We start from the raw sequence: 15,262 nt of genomic DNA, 5'->3' as shown, positions 1-15,262 counted from the left end.
CCTCAGACGCGTTCGATGATGATGGCGATGCCCTGGCCCACGCCGATGCACATGGTGCACAACGCATAGCGCCCGCCGCTGCGGTGCAATTGATACATGGCCGTGGTGACGAGCCGCGCCCCCGACATGCCAAGCGGATGGCCAAGGGCGATGGCACCGCCATTGGGGTTCACATGCGGGGCATCATCGGGCAGGCCAAGATCGCGCAGCGTGGCCAGCGCCTGGCTGGCAAAGGCCTCGTTCAACTCGATCACATCCATCTGGCCGATGGTCAGCCCGGCGCGGGCCAGAACCTTCTTTGCGGCCGGTGCCGGGCCAATGCCCATGATGCGTGGTTCAACCCCGGCGGCGGCCATGGCGATGATGCGCGCGCGCGGTGTCAGGCCCTGGGCGACGGCGGCCTCGCCCGACAGGATCGCAAGCGCGGCGGCCCCGTCATTCACCCCTGAGGCATTGCCGGCGGTGACCGAAAGGTCAGGCCCGTTCACGCCCTTCAGCCTGGCCAATTGTTCGATGGTGGTGCCGGGGCGGGGATGTTCGTCGGTGTCAACAACCAGAGCCTCGCCCTTCTTCTGCGGAATGGTCACCGCTGCGATTTCATCGCGGAACAGGCCTGCCTCTTGCGCAGCAGCCCAGCGGGCCTGCGACCGGGCGGCGAACGCATCCTGATCCGCGCGCGAAATGCCGAAATCGGCGGCCACGTTATCGGCCGTCTGCGGCATGGAATCGACGCCGAATTGCGCCTTCATCTTCGGGTTCACGAAGCGCCAGCCGATGGTGGTGTCATGCACTGCAGTGCTGCGGGAAAAGGCGGTTTCGGCCTTTGGCATCACAAAGGGCGCGCGCGACATGCTTTCCACGCCACCGGCAATGACGAAATCGCAATCGCCCGCCTTGATCGCACGGGCGGCCATGCCCACGGCATCCATCCCCGATCCGCAGAGCCGGTTCACCGTGGTGCCCGGAACACCGACCGGCATCCCGGCCAGCAGCACTGCCATGCGGCCCACATTGCGGTTGTCTTCGCCCGCCTGATTGGCGCAGCCATAGATCAGGTCATCCACCGCCGCCCAATCCACACCCGGATTGCGTGCCATCAGCGCCCGCAAGGGTTCTGCCGCCAGATCATCGGCACGCACCTGCGCCAAGGCCCCGCCATAGCGCCCGACCGGCGTTCTGACCGCATCGCAAATGAAGGCGTCGCGCATCCTTCGTTCCCTTCTGTTCGGTGACAGCCGATGATTCTCCCAATTCATCGACCGATTGGTCGGTTTATGCCATGCAAAACATCACATGGAAAGTGAAATATTGATGTGATCCGTGATGTTTGTGCGAAAACAAAACGGCACCGAAAAACCGGTGCCGTTTCAATCCTGTGCCAAAACCATTGATCTGGTCGGGATCAGAGCCCGAGCACATCCATCATGTCATATTCGCCCGGGTCCTTGGTTTGGCCCCAAAGCGCGGCTTTCAGCGCGCCACGGGCAAAGATGCTGCGGTCGGTCGCCACATGGCGCAGCACGATCCGTTCACCTGCCGTGGCGAACATCACATCATGTTCGCCCACGATATCGCCGCCCCGGATGGCGGAAAAGCCGATGGCGCCGTGGCTGCGCGGCCCGGTAATGCCATCACGGCCCGAATCCCGCATCTGCGCCAGCGATACGCCGCGCCCTTCGGCCACGGCTTCGCCCAGCATCAGCGCAGTGCCCGAAGGCGCATCGACCTTGCGGTTGTGATGAGCCTCGATGATCTCCACATCCCAGTCGGCATCCAGCGCCTGAGCGACCTTCTGCGCCAGCCGCACCAGCAGATTGACCCCAAGGCTCATGTTCCCGGCGCGCACGATCACGGCATGACGCGATGCGGCGGCGATCTTTTCCAGATGTTCGGGCTCCAGCCCGGTGGTGCCGATCACATGCACGGCGCGGGCCTGTGCGGCCAGAGCGGCAAATTCCACGGTCGCCCCGGGGCTGGTGAAATCGATCACCGCCTGCGCCCGGGCAAAGACCTCCAGCGCGTCATCGGTGACGCTAATGCCGACAGGCTGGCCCCCCAGCAGCACCCCAACATCCTGGCCGACGGCCGGGCTGCCCTTGCGTTCGATCGCGCCCACCAGCCGGCATTTGTCGGACGCCAACACCGTGCGCAGCAACATTTGCCCCATGCGCCCGGAGGCACCCGTGATCACGATCCCCGGCAGGTTGGCCATGCCCATCTCCTTTGTCCTGAATGCCCTTTACCGCGCAAGGGCCGTCCCGAAAAGCCCGCCGTTGCGGGCGCTGGCCAAAACGCATAGATGGAGGACATGGCAAAGAACCGTTTTTCTTCGGGCGATGGCCCTTCGCAGCGTCAGCTGCGCGTCGGTGAACTGATCCGGCGCACCCTGTCTGATGTCCTGAACCGGGCCGAGATCCATGATCCCGACCTGAACCGCATGTCGATCACCGTGGGCGAGGTGCGCTGCTCGCCCGATCTGAAGGTGGCCACGGTCTATGTGATGCCGCTGATGGGCTCGGTCCCGGTCGAGGATGCGATTGCCGCATTGGCCCGCAACAAGGCCGAACTGCGCCACCATGTCAGCGGGCAACTGACGCTGAAATACGCGCCCGATCTTCGGTTCCGGCGGGACAGCACCTATGACCAGCTGGATGAAACCCGGCGGCTGTTTTCTGATGAAAAGGTGCAGCGCGATCTGGCGCAGCGCGACGCTGATGCGGAAGATGATGAGGCGTAACCTGCTGGCAGCACTGGCCTTTCTGGCTGGTTCTGCCTTTGCGGGGGCTGCGCTCGCCGCGCCCTGCACCCAGACCCGGTTCGAAGATGCAGCCTTCACCCTGTGCGAGGTGGCGGCAGGTCAGGATCTGCGGCTGTTCCATTCCGATGCTGCGGGCGATCTGCTGGGCAGTTTTGGCGCAGTCGAGGATTTCTTGGCGGCCGAGAACCGCCAACTGGTCTTTGCGATGAATGCGGGGATGTATCACCCGGACCGCAGCCCGGTCGGGCTTTATGTCGATCAGGCAGGGGAACGGGCCCCGATCGTGACCGGCGCGTCCGATGGCAATTTCGGCATGTTGCCCAATGCTGTTTTTTGCATTGGCACGGACGGGTTTTCGATCACCGATTCGCGTGATTTCGCAGCCAGACCCCGCGCCTGCCGCTTTGCCACCCAATCCGGGCCGATGCTGGTCAGGAAAGGCGCGCTGCATCCGCGGTTCATCCCCGGGGGCGACAGCCGCTACATTCGCAATGGTGTGGGGGTCAGTGCCGACGGGCGCCGCGCGGTCTTTGTCATTTCCGAGGATGCGGTGAATTTCGATACATTCGGGCGGTTGTTCCGCGATGCGTTGGCGCTGCCCGATGCGCTTTATTTCGACGGCAAGGTGTCGCGGTTATACGCCCCGGCGCTGGGCCGGTCTGATCTGGGCTTGCCGATGGGACCGATTGTCGGGCTAGTTGCCGAGCGTCCCTGAGGCCAGACCTTCCTGTGGGGCGAACTTGACGCAGGCCCCCCGCCCCGCTAGCAGGCAGGGCTTCTGAGCTGGGAGAGTATCATGGCACGCACGAAAAAGGGTCGGGCAGTTTCGGGCTGGGTCGTGATCGACAAACCGGCGGGCATCACATCGACGGCGGTGGTGAACAAGGTGAAATGGGCGTTTCAGGCGCAGAAGGCAGGTCATGCCGGCACGCTTGATCCTGCCGCAACCGGAGTTCTGGCTGTGGCCCTGGGCGAGGCGACCAAGACCGTGCCCTATATTACCGATGCGCTGAAATGCTACCGTTTCATGGTGCGTCTGGGGGTTGCCACCACCACGGATGACGCCGAGGGCGAAGTGCTGGAAACCCGCGACAGCCGCCCCGATGATGCCGGGATCGAGGCCGCCCTTTCAGGCTTTCGCGGCGAAATCATGCAGATCCCGCCGCAGTTTTCTGCCGTCAAGGTGGAAGGCGAACGCGCCTATGATCTGGCCCGCGACGGGGTAGAGATGGAATTGGCCGCCCGCCCGCTGTGGGTGGAACGTCTTTCGCTGGTCGCGCGCCCCGATCCCGATCATGTCGAACTGGAAATGGTCTGCGGCAAGGGTGGCTATGTCCGGTCCATCGCCCGCGATCTGGGGCAGGGTCTGGGCTGCCTGGGACATGTTGCCTGGTTGCGCCGGGTCTGGTCTGGCCCGTTCGAAGCCGACAAGGGCGTGTCGATGGACCGGATCGAGGACCTGGCCCGCAGCGAGGACATCGACGCGCTGCTTCTGCCGCTCGAGCTGGGTCTCGCCGATCTGCCCGAATTGCCCGCCACGCCGGAAGGGGCCGCACGGCTGAAAAATGGCAATCCAGGCATGGTGATCGCCTCTACCGCCGCCTATGGCGATGAAGCATGGGCCAGCTATCAGGGCCGCCCGGTCGCTGTTGGCATCTATAAATCCGGCGAACTGCATCCCAGCCGCGTCTTCAACCTTTGACCGCAGGCCACGCCTTGCCCCAGCCCGCCGCACCCCTTCTGACCTTGCTTGACGGGCTCGACCTGCGGGCGGCGGCCTTTATCGTCACGCTGTATGGCGATGTGGTGGTACCGCGCGGCGGGGTCTTGTGGACCGGGACGCTGATCGAATTCTGCGCCCGGCTGGGGATCAATGAATCGCTGGTGCGAACCGCTGTGTCCCGGCTGGTGGCGGCACGGCAATTGACTGGCGAACGGCAGGGGCGGCGCAGCTATTACCGGCTGGATGCCTCGGCGCGGGCCGAATTCGATCAGGCGGCAGGGCTGCTTTATGGCCCAGATCTTCCGGTGCAGGGATGGCAAATTCTTCATGCGCCGGGCCTGACGGAAGATCAGGGCCGCAAATTGCGCATGGGCCATATGGGTGGGCCGGTGTTCATCCGCCCGGATCGTGGCCAGCCGGTGCCTGAAGGGGCCATGATGCTGCGGGCGGGCGATCCGCCCGATCCCTCGGCACTGGCCGGGTTCTGGGATTTGTCGGCGCTGCAAGAACGCTATGCCGCGATGCTGGCGCGCTTTGCCCCGCTGATCCGGCTTTTGGCCGATGCCCCTTTGGCGCTGAGCGATGCCGATGCCCTCGCGGCGCGGGTGGTTCTGGTGCATGTCTGGCGGCAGGTGCTGCTGCGTGACCCGCGCCTGCCGCAAGCGGCACTCCCTGCCGGGTGGCAGGGGCATGCGGCCCGCGCATTGTTCGGGCGGCTTTACCTGCACCTGACCCCGGCTGCCGAGCGCCATATTGCTGCGCGGTTCGAAGGCGAAGACGGTGCTTTGCCTGCGACGACCCCGGCCTGTGCGGCCCGTCACGCGGGATTGATCGGCGCGCATTAAGCAGCGGTGAACCGAAACCGGCTTTCCTGCGTAATCACTGCGTCAGGAAAGGAGACCCCTGCATGTTCCGCTATCTGACCTTATTGCTGTTGGCTGCCGCGCCCGCTTGGGCCGATGGCTATGTGCCGGTGCGCGACCGCACCGAATTCATGCGGCTGGTCGAAGGCCGCCAGTTGCGCATCGCGCTTTATGGGCTGGGCTTGAATGTCTTGCCCAATGGCCGGATCGAAGGCGAGGCGATGGGCTGGTCCATTACCGGCACCTGGAAATGGCAGGATGGCTATTTCTGCCGCGAGATGGACTGGTCGGGCAAGGCCATCCCCTTCGACTGCCAGTTGGTCGAAGTGCGCGGCGATCAACTGCGCTTTACCGTTGATCGCGGCGCGGGCCAGTCTGCGGCCTTCCGTTTGCGTTGAACGCTGGTTGCAGGGCGCGCGGTCAGAAATCGACCGCGATCCCTTTCTTTTCCCAATCCCCGAAGCGCACGGCTTCGGGTCCGTCGCGCCCACCCAGTTCGGGCGGCAGGGTCATGGGCTTTGCGGCCTTGCGGCGTTCTTCGGCCTCGGCCAGGGCGCGCAATGCCTCGGGCGGCAGGTCGGGGCGCGGGGCGTCGGAATCTTGGGTCATGGCAGCTTTCCTTGCGGGGCGGTCCATCCTGATATAGGGCGCGGAACGCGCAAGGCTCAAGGGATGATGGCAATGGCGAAATCGGCGGCACATTCGGCACGGGCGGCAGCGGTTGAAATCCTGTGTCTGGTGCTGGGCGAAGGGGCGCTGTTGGGTCAGACTGACCCGGTGCTGGCCGGGCTGGAGCCGGGCGAGCGGGCGCGGGCCCAACGTCTGGCCGCCGAAGTGCTGCGTCATGTCGAACCCGCCGACCGGGTGCTGAAGCCCCATCTGCGCAAGGCGCCGCCGCTTTGGGTGCTGAATGTGCTGCGGCTGGCCGTGGTGGAACTTGCGGCCGGCACCGCCGCGCATGGCGTAGTGAATGAAGCCGTATCGCTTGTCCGCGCCGACCGTCGGCAGGGGCCGCTGGCCGGGCTTGTGAATGCGGTGCTGCGCAAGGTTGCAGCGACAGAGGCACCCTTTGCCAAGTTTCCGCCGCAGCGCCTGCCGTTCTGGCTGCGCAAGCCGCTGGTCGATCTGTGGGGGCGCGAGGTGGTCAGCACCATCGAGGCCGTGCAGGCCAAGGCCCCGCCGCTGGATCTGACCCCGCGCCCGGGCCGCGTTGTCGATTTGCCGGGGGCTGAACTGCTGCCGACCGGCAGTTTGCGTCTGGCGCAAAGCGGGCAGGTCTCTGCCTTGCCGGGCTATGCGGCGGGGGATTGGTGGGTGCAGGATGCCGCCGCCGCGCTGGCTGTGCCGTTGCTGGGGGCAGGGCCGGGGGACCGGGTGCTGGACCTGTGCGCAGCCCCGGGGGGCAAGACATTGCAGCTTGCCGCAGCTGGGGCCGATGTCACGGCGCTGGATATATCAGAGCCACGGTTGGCGCGGCTGCATGAAAATCTGGCGCGAACCGGTCTTTCTGCGCGGGTTGTGGCGGCGGACGCGCTGACTTGGCAACCCGATGCTGCCTTTGATGCCATCCTGCTGGATGCCCCCTGTTCGGCCACCGGCACCATCCGCCGCCATCCCGACCTGCCTTTCGTCAAGGATGGGGCCGAGCTGGAAACGCTGCTGCCGCTGCAGGCAGCACTGATCGACCGGGCCTTGGCTTGGCTCAAACCCGGTGGGGTACTGGTCTATTGCACCTGTTCGCTGCTGCCCGATGAGGGCGAGGCGCAACTGGCCGCCGCCCTTGCCCGCCATGCCGACTTGCGGGTGGAGGACCATCTGCCCCAAGGCGTGCCCGAGGCCTGGCGCGCGGCGGGTGGTGGCCTGCGGCTGCGGCCCGATTACTGGGCCGAGCGGGGCGGGATGGACGGGTTCTTCATGGCGCGGTTGCGTCGTCAAGCTGCCTGATCAGCCCCGGCAGTTGGGCGTAATCGTCAAACGCGGCAATGGGCGCCAGCGTATCGACCGGCGATCTGCGATAGCCTTCGGTATAGAGCAGGAAGGGCAGCCGGGCGTGGCGGGCGGTTTCGGCATCGACTTCGCTATCGCCGACAAAAAGCGCGGGGCCGCCCCCCAGCATGATCTGCGCCTTCAGCAGCGGTGCCGGATCGGGCTTGCGCACGGCAAGGGAATCGCCGCCGATCACCACCGGAAAGAACCGCGCCAACCCCGTCCGGGCCAGAACAGATCGGGTTGGCGCCAAGGGTTTGTTGGTGCAAAGGCCCAGCCTTGCGCCCCGCGCCTGCAACGCATCAAGCGCCGCAATCACCCCTGGGTAAACCTGCGTCATGCCATGGGCGGTTTCGTAATCCTGCAGGAATTCCGTCAGCACCGATTGGAACAGGGGGCCGTCATGCGGCAAGCCGCGTGATTCGAGCGCGCGGGCAATCAGATTGGGCGCGCCGCGCCCGACAAAGCCATGCACCTGCGCCAGCGTGAAGGGCGGCCAGCCATGGCCTGCAAAGCAGCGGTTTACGGCGGCGTGAATATCCGGGGCGCTGTCGATCAGCGTGCCATCCAGATCGAAAATCACCGAAACCATGATCTGCCCTCCCCGTTCGGCCCTGCGGCGGCACAGTGGCGGAAAGGCCCGGTGGCGTCCAGCGCCCTGGCTGTGGCGGGCTGACACGGGCTTTTGCGGTGACAGCCCGGCCTTGCGCCGCTATGGTGCCCGCCAAAGACCCCTTATGGGGCGGACAGGCGATTGCGGTCAGGTGAGTGGGGCATGACAGGCGTAGCGCGCAGCGCATGGTGGGCCGAGGCATGGGTGCAGGCGATGAACCGTCTGGCTGCGCGCCGTGCCGCCAAGGCCCCGCCTGCAGCGGGGTTTATCAGCCAGCCTGAACCGCGTACCATCGGGCTGTTTGCCCGTGGCAAGCAGTTGGTGGCGGGCAATTTCCTGTTCGCGGGCCATCTGATCGAAGCGCCGGGGCAGGATATCTGGGATATTCCGCGCCCTTCTCCGGCCTTTGAAGCCGAATTGCAGGGTTTTGCATGGCTGGATGATCTGGCGGCTGTAGGCGATCCGGCGGCAAGGCGGCGGGCGCAGGATTGGACGTTTGGCTGGATAGACCGGCATGGCCGGGGGCAGGGCGGCGGATGGTCCCCCGAACTGACCGGGCGGCGTCTGATCCGCTGGATCAACCATGCCATCCTGCTGCTGGCGGCGCAGGATCGGGACCGGGCGCTGGCCTATTACCACTCGCTGTCGCAGCAGACGGCCTTTCTGGCGGCGCGCTGGCATACCGCCATCCCGGGCCTGCCCCGGTTCGAGGCGCTGACCGGCCTGATCTATGCCGGGCTCGCGCTGATCGGGATGGAGGATCACGTCGATCCGGCAGCGGCGGCGCTGGCCCGCGAATGCGACCGCGAGGTGGATGCCGGGGGCGGCATCCCCACCCGCAACCCCGAAGAACTGCTGGAGGTGTTCACCCTGCTGACATGGGCGGCACAGGCGCTTTCGGATGCGGGCCGCATCGTGCCTGCGGCGCATCTGGCGGCGATTGAACGCATTGCCCCCACGCTGCGGGCGCTGCGCCATGCCGATGGCGGTCTGGCGCGCTTTCATGGGGGGGGGCGTGGGTTGGAAGGGCGGCTGGATCACGCTTTGGCCAGTTCCGGCGTCAAGCCCGTGGCGCATCCGGGGCTGGCCATGGGCTTTACCCGGCTTTCTTCGGGGCGCACCTCGATTCTGGTCGATACCGCCGATCCGCCGGTCGGACGCGCCGGGGCTTCGGCCCATGCCTCGACACTGGCATTCGAGCTGACTTCCGGGCGGCGGCCCATGGTGGTCAGTTGCGGCACAGGTGCGCCTTTCGGGGCCGACTGGCACCGCGCCAGCCGGGCCACACAAAGCCATTCCACCCTGTGCATCGACGGTTTTTCCTCGTCTCGTTTTGCACATGACGGGCGCGAGGTGCTGGAAGACCGCGCGACCCTGACGGCCCTGCAATCGGGGCAGACCGAAGAGGGCGCCCATGTGCTGGCCGGGCATGATGGCTGGCGCAAGACCCATGGGCTGGTGCATCTGCGCGACCTGACGCTGGGCCGTGACGGCCGCCATCTGGCCGGAACCGATGCACTGCTGGCCGAGACGACGGCCGACCGCGACCGGCTGGCAGCTGTGTTGAGGCGTGGCCGACAAAGTGTCGGCTTTGCGATCCGCTTCCATCTGCACCCTGATGCGGATGCCGAGATCGACATGGGCGGGACCGCTGTTTCGGTCGCCTTGCGGTCGGGGGAAATCTGGGTGTTCCGCCATGACGGACAGGCGAAACTGTCGCTGGACCCTTCGGTCTATCTGGAAAAGGGGCGGTTGATGCCGCGTGCGACAAAACAGATCGTGCTGAGCGGCATTTTGCAGGGATTCGAGACTCGGATCGGCTGGACCTTGGCGAAGGCACAGGATACTCCGCTGGCCATCCGCGACCTCGACCGGGAAGACCCGTTGTCCCGCCCCTGACTCAGGAGAGCCCCATGCACCACCCTGCGCAATCCGTGAATCTTGTCCATGTCGGGCGTGCATTATTATCGGTGTCCGACAAGACCGGGCTGCTGGATCTGGCCCGCGCCCTTGTGGCGATGGGGGTGGAACTGGTTTCGACTGGCGGCACGGCCACTGCCCTGCGTGAGGGCGGCCTGCCGGTGCGCGATGTGGCCGAGCTGACCGGCTTCCCCGAAATGATGGATGGCCGGGTGAAGACCCTGCACCCGATGGTGCATGGCGGGTTGCTGGCCTTGCGCGATGATGACGAACATCTGGTGGCCATGGCCGCCCATGGGATCGAGCCGATCGACCTGCTGGTGGTGAACCTTTATCCCTTCGAACAGACCGTGGCGCGCGGGGCCAACTACGCCGATTGCATCGAGAATATCGATATCGGCGGCCCCGCCATGATCCGTGCCGCATCGAAAAACCACAAATTCGTCAACGTCATCACCGATCCGCAGGATTACGACACACTGCTGGCCGAGATGAAGGCGAATAATGGGGCAACCAGCTATGCCTTCCGCCAGCGTCTTGCGCTGACCGCCTATAGCCGCACCGCCGCCTATGATGCCGCGGTGTCGGCCTGGATGGCGGGTGCGCTCAAGGAAGAGGCCCCGCGCCGCCGCGCCTTTGCGGGCCAGATCGCGCAAACCCTGCGCTATGGCGAAAACCCGCATCAGAAGGCCGCCTTCTACACCGATGGCACCCAACGCCCCGGTGTGGCCACGGCGCAGCAATGGCAGGGCAAGGAACTGTCCTACAACAACATCAACGACACCGACGCCGCCTTTGAACTGGTGGCCGAATTCGACCCGGCACAAGGCCCGGCCTGCGCCATCATCAAACATGCCAACCCCTGCGGCGTGGCGAGCGGGGCCACCATGGCCGAGGCTTACGCCCGCGCCTTTGATTGCGACCGCACCTCCGCCTTTGGCGGCATCATCGCGCTGAACCAGCCGCTGGATGAGGCCACCGCCCGCGCCATCACCGAAATCTTCACCGAAGTCGTCATCGCCCCCGGCGCCTCGCCAGAGGCCCGCGCGGTCTTTGCCGCAAAGAAGAACCTGCGCCTCCTGACCACCGACCGCCTGCCCGACCCCCGCGCCAAGGGGCTGGCCTGGAAACAGGTGGCGGGCGGCTTCCTCGTGCAAGACCGCGACAATGGCACCATCCTACCCGCCGACCTCAAGGTCGTGACAAAGCGCCAGCCGACCGAGGCCGAGCTGCGCGACCTGATGTTCGCCTGGACCGTGGCGAAACACGTCAAATCCAACGCCATCATCTATGTGAAAGACGGCGCGACCGTCGGCGTGGGCGCCGGGCAAATGAGCCGGGTGGACAGCACCCGCATCGCTGCCCGCAAATCGCAAGACATGGCCGAGGCGATCGGCACCACCAGCCCGCTCACCCATGGCTCGGTTGTGGCCTCTGACGCCTTCTTCCCCTTCGCGGATGGTCTGATCACCGCCGCCGAGGCAGGCGCCACCGCCATCATCCAGCCCGGCGGGTCCATGCGCGACGATGAGGTCATTGCAGCCGCCGATGCGCGCGGTCTTGCCATGGTCTTCACCGGTATGCGCCATTTCCGGCACTGATGCCCATGCGCCGCGTTGCCCTGATCGCCCTTGCCATCTTCGTGCTGGACCAGATCACCAAGATCGCGGTGGTCTTTGGGCTGGACCTGAAAACCCGTGGGGAAATCGATGTTCTGCCCCCCCTGCTGAATTTCCGCATGGCGTGGAATCAGGGGGTGAATTTCGGCCTTTTCGCCTCGGGCACCGAATGGGTGCGGTGGGGGCTGATTGTCTTGTCGCTGGTGATCGTGGCCTGGGTCTGGCGCTGGACGGCCAAGGCCGGGCACGGCCCGCTGGCGCGGGCAAGCGCGGGGGTTCTGATTGGCGGCGCGCTTGGCAATGTCGTGGATCGCGTGGCCTATGGTGCGGTGGCCGATTTTCTCAACATGTCCTGCTGCGGCATTGAAAATCCCTATGCTTTCAACGTGGCCGATATTGCGATCTTTGCCGGGGCCATCGGCCTTGTGCTGTTCACGGGGCCGGATGTGCCTGCGCGCAAGTCACGCCGAAAGACCCCGTGACGGCGCTGGCACTTTGCGCTAAAGACGGTCAGGACGGGTTGTCGGGAGTTGTTCATGCAGGCTGATCGCGGGGCCATCGGGGCGGGTGCGCTGGCACTGGTGCTGCTGCTTGCAGGTTGCGGCGGCAGCAAGGAGCCCAACCTGATGAATGTGCGCGCCAATACGAATGGGCCGGATGAATTCGCCATCCTGCCGCCCAAGCCGCTGGAAATGCCGGAAAATCTGTCTGCGCTGCCGACGCCTACACCGGGCGGCAGCAACCGCACAGATCCGACGCCCGAAGCTGATGCGATTGTCGCCTTGGGTGGCAATCCGACTGCGGGGGGTAACGATGCGGCGCTGGTGGCCCATGCTACCCGGCATGGCGTCGATCCCGGGATCCGTGGCGAACTCGCCGCCGCCGATCTGGAATATCGTCGCAAGAATGACGGCCGGCTGCTGGAAAAGCTGTTCAACGTGAACGTCTATTACCGCGCCTACAAGCCGCAGTCGCTTGATCAGCATGCCGAGCTGGAATACTGGCGCCGCCGCATGGCCGGCAACCCTTCTGCTCCGCCCAAGGGCGTTGAAAAAGATCGGTAAACTTCGCGTCAGACCGGTTGACCCCGGCGCGTCACTGCGTAGCTCTTGACGCAGGGCATGGGGAGACTGACATGCAAGTACAGGTTCGGGCTCTGGCGCTGATTGCCGGGCTGGCGGCAACGCCCGGCATGGCTGCCGAGGTGACGGATTTCACGCTCGACAACGGGTTGCAGGTGGTGGTGATCGAGGATCACCGTGCGCCGGTGGCGGTTCAGATGATCTGGTACAGGGTGGGCGCGGCGGATGAACCTGCGGGCCATTCCGGCATCGCGCATTTCTTTGAACATCTGATGTTCAAGGCGACTGACGACATGGCGGCGGGCGCGTTTTCCGATACCGTCGAACTGCAGGGGGGCGAGGACAACGCCTTCACCAGTTGGGATTATACCGCCTATTTTCAGCGTGTTGCCGCTGACCGGCTTGATCTGATGATGAAGCTTGAGGCCGACCGGATGCGCGACCTGCTGCTGACGGATGAGGTCGTCGCCACCGAACGCAGCGTGATTCTGGAAGAACGCAATCAACGCGTGGACAGCGATCCGGGCAGCCTGTTCACCGAACAGCTTCGGGCGGCGCAGTATCTCAATCACCCTTACGGGATTCCGATCATCGGTTGGCGGCATGAGATCGAGGCGCTGGACCGGGCAGATGCCGAAGCCTTCTACCGCACCTTCTATGCCCCCAACAATGCAGTGCTGATTGTTGCGGGCGACGTGACGCCTGATGCCGTCCGCGCCATGGCCGAAACCCATTACGGCCCGTTGGCCCCCACCGTCGATCTGCCCACGCGCAGCCGCCCCGTAGAACCGCCGCAACTGGCGGAACGGCGGCTGGAAATGCGCGATGCGCGTGTATCAGAGCCATTTCTCATGCGCAGCTATCTGGCACCAAACCGTCGGTCGGGCGATCAGCGCGAAGCGGCGGCGCTGGTCTATCTGGCCGAATTACTGGGCGGATCGGGCACCACAAGCCTGATGGCGCGTGCGCTGCAATTCGATGATCCGAAGGCGGTCTATTCCTATGCCTATTTCGACGGATCGGCACTGGACAGCGGGCTGTTTCATCTGGGTCTGCTGCCCCTGCCGAATGTGACCCCATCCGAAGCCGAGGCCGCTATGGACAAGGTGGTTGCCGATTTTCTGGCCACCGGTCCGGATCCGGCCGCATTCGAGCGCATCAAGACCCAGTTGCGAGCCGCTGAAATCTATGCGCTGGACGATGTGGACGGTCTGGCCCGCCGGTATGGCGAGGCGCTGACAACCGGCCTGACGGTGGCAGATGTGCAGGAATGGCCAAAGGTTCTGCAAGAGGTCACCCCCGATGACGTGATGGCCGCCGCCCGCAAGGTGCTGGATCGCCGCAATGCCGTGACCGGTTGGCTGCTGCCCGAGGAGACTGCGCAATGATCTGGCGTCTGGTAGCCCTGTTCACCCTGATGGCTCTGCCGCTTCGGGCAGAAATTGACATCCGCGAGGTCACATCGCCCGGCGGCATCAAGGCCTGGCTGGTAGAGGATCATTCGATCCCCTTTACCGCGCTGGAAATCCGCTTTCAGGGCGGCACGTCGCTGGATGCGCCGGGCAAGCGCGGTGCGGTCAACCTGATGACCGGACTGATCGAAGAAGGCGCGGCCGAGATGGACGCGCAGGGGTTTGCCACGGCGCGCGATGCCTTGGCCGCCGAGTTCCGGTTTTCCGCCTCGGTGGACGCGCTGTCGGTTTCGGCGCGGATGTTGACCGAAAACCGTGACCGTGCTGCCGAATTGCTGCGCCTTGCCCTTGTGGCACCCCGATTTGATGCCGACGCGCTGGAACGGGTGCGCGGTCAGGTTCTGGCTGGCCTGCGAAGTGCCGAAAAGGACCCAGGCGAAATCGCCGCGCGGCTGTTTGATGCCCAGGCCTTTGGCGATCATCCCTATGGCAGTTCTGGCGATGGCACTGTGGACAGCGTGACGGCACTGACTCGCGATGACATTCTGGCGGCCCATAAGGGGGCGCTGGCGCGGGATCGGGTTTATGTGGCGGCGGTGGGTGACATTACCGCCGCGCAGTTGGGCAGCCTGCTGGATCATCTGCTGCGCGACCTGCCCGCCACGGGCACACCGCTGCCAGCTATGGCTCAGGTCGGGCTGACCGGCGGCGTTACGGTGCAGGACTTCCCAACGCCGCAGGCTGTGGTGCGCTTTGGCCAGACTGGTATTGAACGCGATGACCCGGATTACTTTGCCGCATTCGTGTTGAATGAGGTTCTGGGGGGGAGCCGCTTCGGGTCGCGCCTGATGGAGGAATTGCGCGAAAAGCGCGGGCTGACCTATGGCGTCGGCACCTATCTGGCCGATTACGATCAGGCCGATCTGCTGATCGGGCAATTCGCGACCGACAATCGCACGGCAGTCGAGGCCGTGGCCATCCTGCAGGCGGAATGGGCAAGAGCGGCGCAGGGCGTGACCGAAGCCGAATTGCAAGCCGCCAAAACCTATCTGACCGGGGCCTATCCGCTGCGCTTCGATGGCAATGGCACCATCGCCAATATCCTTGTCGGGATGCAGATGTCGGGCTTTTCGGCGGATTATCCCAAGACCCGCAATGCGAAGGTCGAGGCCGTGACTCTGGAAGATGTGGCCCGTGTGGCGGCGCGGCTGATCCGACCAGATGCGCTGCGGGTGGTCGTGGTGGGGCAGCCCGAAGGGCTGCAATCCACGCCGTAGCCCATGGCC

General features: G+C 65.1%; 16 protein-coding genes. 12 read left to right on the top strand and 4 right to left on the bottom strand.

Annotation, left to right across the window (positions count from 1 at the left end):
* Positions 1-2: 2 nt before the first annotated feature.
* Positions 3-1,208 (bottom strand): 3-oxoadipyl-CoA thiolase, encoded by a 1,206-nt coding sequence (pcaF, locus tag V6590_RS19265; RefSeq protein ID WP_335425333.1) that lies wholly within the window; start codon positions 1,206-1,208, stop codon positions 3-5.
* Between the two features lie 194 nt (positions 1,209-1,402).
* Positions 1,403-2,212 carry a 4-hydroxy-tetrahydrodipicolinate reductase gene (dapB, locus tag V6590_RS19260; RefSeq protein ID WP_335425332.1) on the bottom strand — a complete coding sequence of 270 codons (810 nt, stop codon included), beginning with the start codon at positions 2,210-2,212 and terminating at the stop codon, positions 1,403-1,405.
* A gap of 96 nt (positions 2,213-2,308) precedes the next feature.
* Between dapB and rbfA the strand changes: the two genes are divergently transcribed.
* The 5 genes from rbfA (at position 2,309) to V6590_RS19235 (ending at position 5,742) form a co-directional block, all read left to right on the top strand.
* Positions 2,309-2,737, top strand: coding sequence for a 30S ribosome-binding factor RbfA (gene rbfA / locus V6590_RS19255; protein ID WP_434063292.1), 429 nt, complete (start codon positions 2,309-2,311; stop codon positions 2,735-2,737).
* Positions 2,727-3,473 carry a phosphodiester glycosidase family protein gene (locus tag V6590_RS19250; protein ID WP_335425330.1) on the top strand — a complete coding sequence of 249 codons (747 nt, stop codon included), beginning with the start codon at positions 2,727-2,729 and terminating at the stop codon, positions 3,471-3,473. Before rbfA ends, V6590_RS19250 begins: the two co-directional genes overlap by 11 nt.
* 81 nt (positions 3,474-3,554) lie before the next feature.
* Entirely contained in the window at positions 3,555-4,460 is a 906-nt protein-coding gene (gene truB / locus V6590_RS19245) for a tRNA pseudouridine(55) synthase TruB (RefSeq protein ID WP_335425329.1), read from the top strand.
* A gap of 44 nt (positions 4,461-4,504) precedes the next feature.
* Positions 4,505-5,326, top strand: a complete 822-nt coding sequence (locus V6590_RS19240) for a PaaX family transcriptional regulator C-terminal domain-containing protein (RefSeq protein ID WP_335425328.1) — start codon at positions 4,505-4,507, stop codon at positions 5,324-5,326.
* 62 nt (positions 5,327-5,388) lie between these two features.
* Positions 5,389-5,742 (top strand): dihydrodipicolinate reductase, encoded by a 354-nt coding sequence (locus tag V6590_RS19235; protein ID WP_335425327.1) that lies wholly within the window; start codon positions 5,389-5,391, stop codon positions 5,740-5,742.
* A gap of 22 nt (positions 5,743-5,764) precedes the next feature.
* Here the strand turns inward: V6590_RS19235 and V6590_RS19230 are convergent, their stop codons facing one another.
* Positions 5,765-5,953, bottom strand: a complete 189-nt coding sequence (locus tag V6590_RS19230) for a DUF1674 domain-containing protein (protein WP_335425326.1) — start codon at positions 5,951-5,953, stop codon at positions 5,765-5,767.
* A gap of 63 nt (positions 5,954-6,016) precedes the next feature.
* Here V6590_RS19230 and V6590_RS19225 point away from each other — a divergent pair, with 63 nt between their 5' ends.
* Positions 6,017-7,288, top strand: a complete 1,272-nt coding sequence (locus V6590_RS19225) for an RsmB/NOP family class I SAM-dependent RNA methyltransferase (RefSeq protein ID WP_434063291.1) — start codon at positions 6,017-6,019, stop codon at positions 7,286-7,288.
* Here the strand turns inward: V6590_RS19225 and gph are convergent.
* Entirely contained in the window at positions 7,257-7,922 is a 666-nt protein-coding gene (gph, locus tag V6590_RS19220) for a phosphoglycolate phosphatase (RefSeq protein ID WP_335425324.1), read from the bottom strand. The genes V6590_RS19225 and gph overlap by 32 nt on opposite strands.
* Positions 7,923-8,105: 183 nt before the next feature.
* Between gph and V6590_RS19215 the strand changes: the two genes are divergently transcribed.
* The 6 genes from V6590_RS19215 to V6590_RS19190 all read left to right on the top strand — a co-directional run bounded on the left by V6590_RS19215 (position 8,106) and on the right by V6590_RS19190 (position 15,253).
* The gene (locus V6590_RS19215; RefSeq protein ID WP_335425323.1) at positions 8,106-9,842 is read left to right on the top strand and encodes a heparinase II/III family protein; all 1,737 of its coding nucleotides are present in this window, start codon (positions 8,106-8,108) and stop codon (positions 9,840-9,842) included.
* Positions 9,843-9,856: 14 nt separating this feature from the next.
* Positions 9,857-11,464, top strand: a complete 1,608-nt coding sequence (gene purH, locus V6590_RS19210; protein WP_335425322.1) for a bifunctional phosphoribosylaminoimidazolecarboxamide formyltransferase/IMP cyclohydrolase — start codon at positions 9,857-9,859, stop codon at positions 11,462-11,464.
* Positions 11,465-11,469: 5 nt separating this feature from the next.
* Positions 11,470-11,964: a signal peptidase II gene (lspA, locus tag V6590_RS19205; RefSeq protein WP_335425321.1), complete on the top strand. Its 495-nt coding sequence runs from the start codon at positions 11,470-11,472 to the stop codon at positions 11,962-11,964.
* 54 nt (positions 11,965-12,018) lie between these two features.
* Positions 12,019-12,546, top strand: a complete 528-nt coding sequence (locus tag V6590_RS19200; protein ID WP_335425320.1) for a DUF3035 domain-containing protein — start codon at positions 12,019-12,021, stop codon at positions 12,544-12,546.
* Between the two features lie 71 nt (positions 12,547-12,617).
* Entirely contained in the window at positions 12,618-13,952 is a 1,335-nt protein-coding gene (locus V6590_RS19195) for a M16 family metallopeptidase (protein ID WP_335425319.1), read from the top strand.
* Positions 13,949-15,253, top strand: a complete 1,305-nt coding sequence (locus tag V6590_RS19190; RefSeq protein WP_335425318.1) for a M16 family metallopeptidase — start codon at positions 13,949-13,951, stop codon at positions 15,251-15,253. Before V6590_RS19195 ends, V6590_RS19190 begins: the two co-directional genes overlap by 4 nt.
* Positions 15,254-15,262 lie beyond the last annotated feature (9 nt).

Source organism: Gemmobacter denitrificans (genome assembly GCF_036964905.1).
Classification (GTDB): Bacteria; Pseudomonadota; Alphaproteobacteria; order Rhodobacterales; family Rhodobacteraceae; genus Gemmobacter; species Gemmobacter denitrificans.
The sequence above is the reverse complement of the archived record's forward strand: the minus strand, read 5'-3'. Positions and strand labels throughout refer to the sequence as shown.

Bases quoted from the DNA above. Each gene is read 5' to 3' on its own strand.
- pcaF (WP_335425333.1), bottom strand. From the start codon at position 1,208: ATGCGCGACGCCTTCATTTGCGATGCGGTCAGAACGCCGGTCGGGCGC.
- dapB (WP_335425332.1), bottom strand. From the start codon at position 2,212: ATGGCCAACCTGCCGGGGATCGTGATCACGGGTGCCTCCGGGCGCATG.
- rbfA (WP_434063292.1), top strand. From the start codon at position 2,309: ATGGCAAAGAACCGTTTTTCTTCGGGCGATGGCCCTTCGCAGCGTCAG.
- V6590_RS19250 (WP_335425330.1), top strand. From the start codon at position 2,727: ATGAGGCGTAACCTGCTGGCAGCACTGGCCTTTCTGGCTGGTTCTGCC.
- truB (WP_335425329.1), top strand. From the start codon at position 3,555: ATGGCACGCACGAAAAAGGGTCGGGCAGTTTCGGGCTGGGTCGTGATC.
- V6590_RS19235 (WP_335425327.1), top strand. From the start codon at position 5,389: ATGTTCCGCTATCTGACCTTATTGCTGTTGGCTGCCGCGCCCGCTTGG.
- V6590_RS19230 (WP_335425326.1), bottom strand. From the start codon at position 5,953: ATGACCCAAGATTCCGACGCCCCGCGCCCCGACCTGCCGCCCGAGGCA.
- V6590_RS19225 (WP_434063291.1), top strand. From the start codon at position 6,017: ATGATGGCAATGGCGAAATCGGCGGCACATTCGGCACGGGCGGCAGCG.
- gph (WP_335425324.1), bottom strand. From the start codon at position 7,922: ATGGTTTCGGTGATTTTCGATCTGGATGGCACGCTGATCGACAGCGCC.
- V6590_RS19215 (WP_335425323.1), top strand. From the start codon at position 8,106: ATGACAGGCGTAGCGCGCAGCGCATGGTGGGCCGAGGCATGGGTGCAG.
- purH (WP_335425322.1), top strand. From the start codon at position 9,857: ATGCACCACCCTGCGCAATCCGTGAATCTTGTCCATGTCGGGCGTGCA.
- lspA (WP_335425321.1), top strand. From the start codon at position 11,470: ATGCGCCGCGTTGCCCTGATCGCCCTTGCCATCTTCGTGCTGGACCAG.
- V6590_RS19200 (WP_335425320.1), top strand. From the start codon at position 12,019: ATGCAGGCTGATCGCGGGGCCATCGGGGCGGGTGCGCTGGCACTGGTG.
- V6590_RS19195 (WP_335425319.1), top strand. From the start codon at position 12,618: ATGCAAGTACAGGTTCGGGCTCTGGCGCTGATTGCCGGGCTGGCGGCA.
- V6590_RS19190 (WP_335425318.1), top strand. From the start codon at position 13,949: ATGATCTGGCGTCTGGTAGCCCTGTTCACCCTGATGGCTCTGCCGCTT.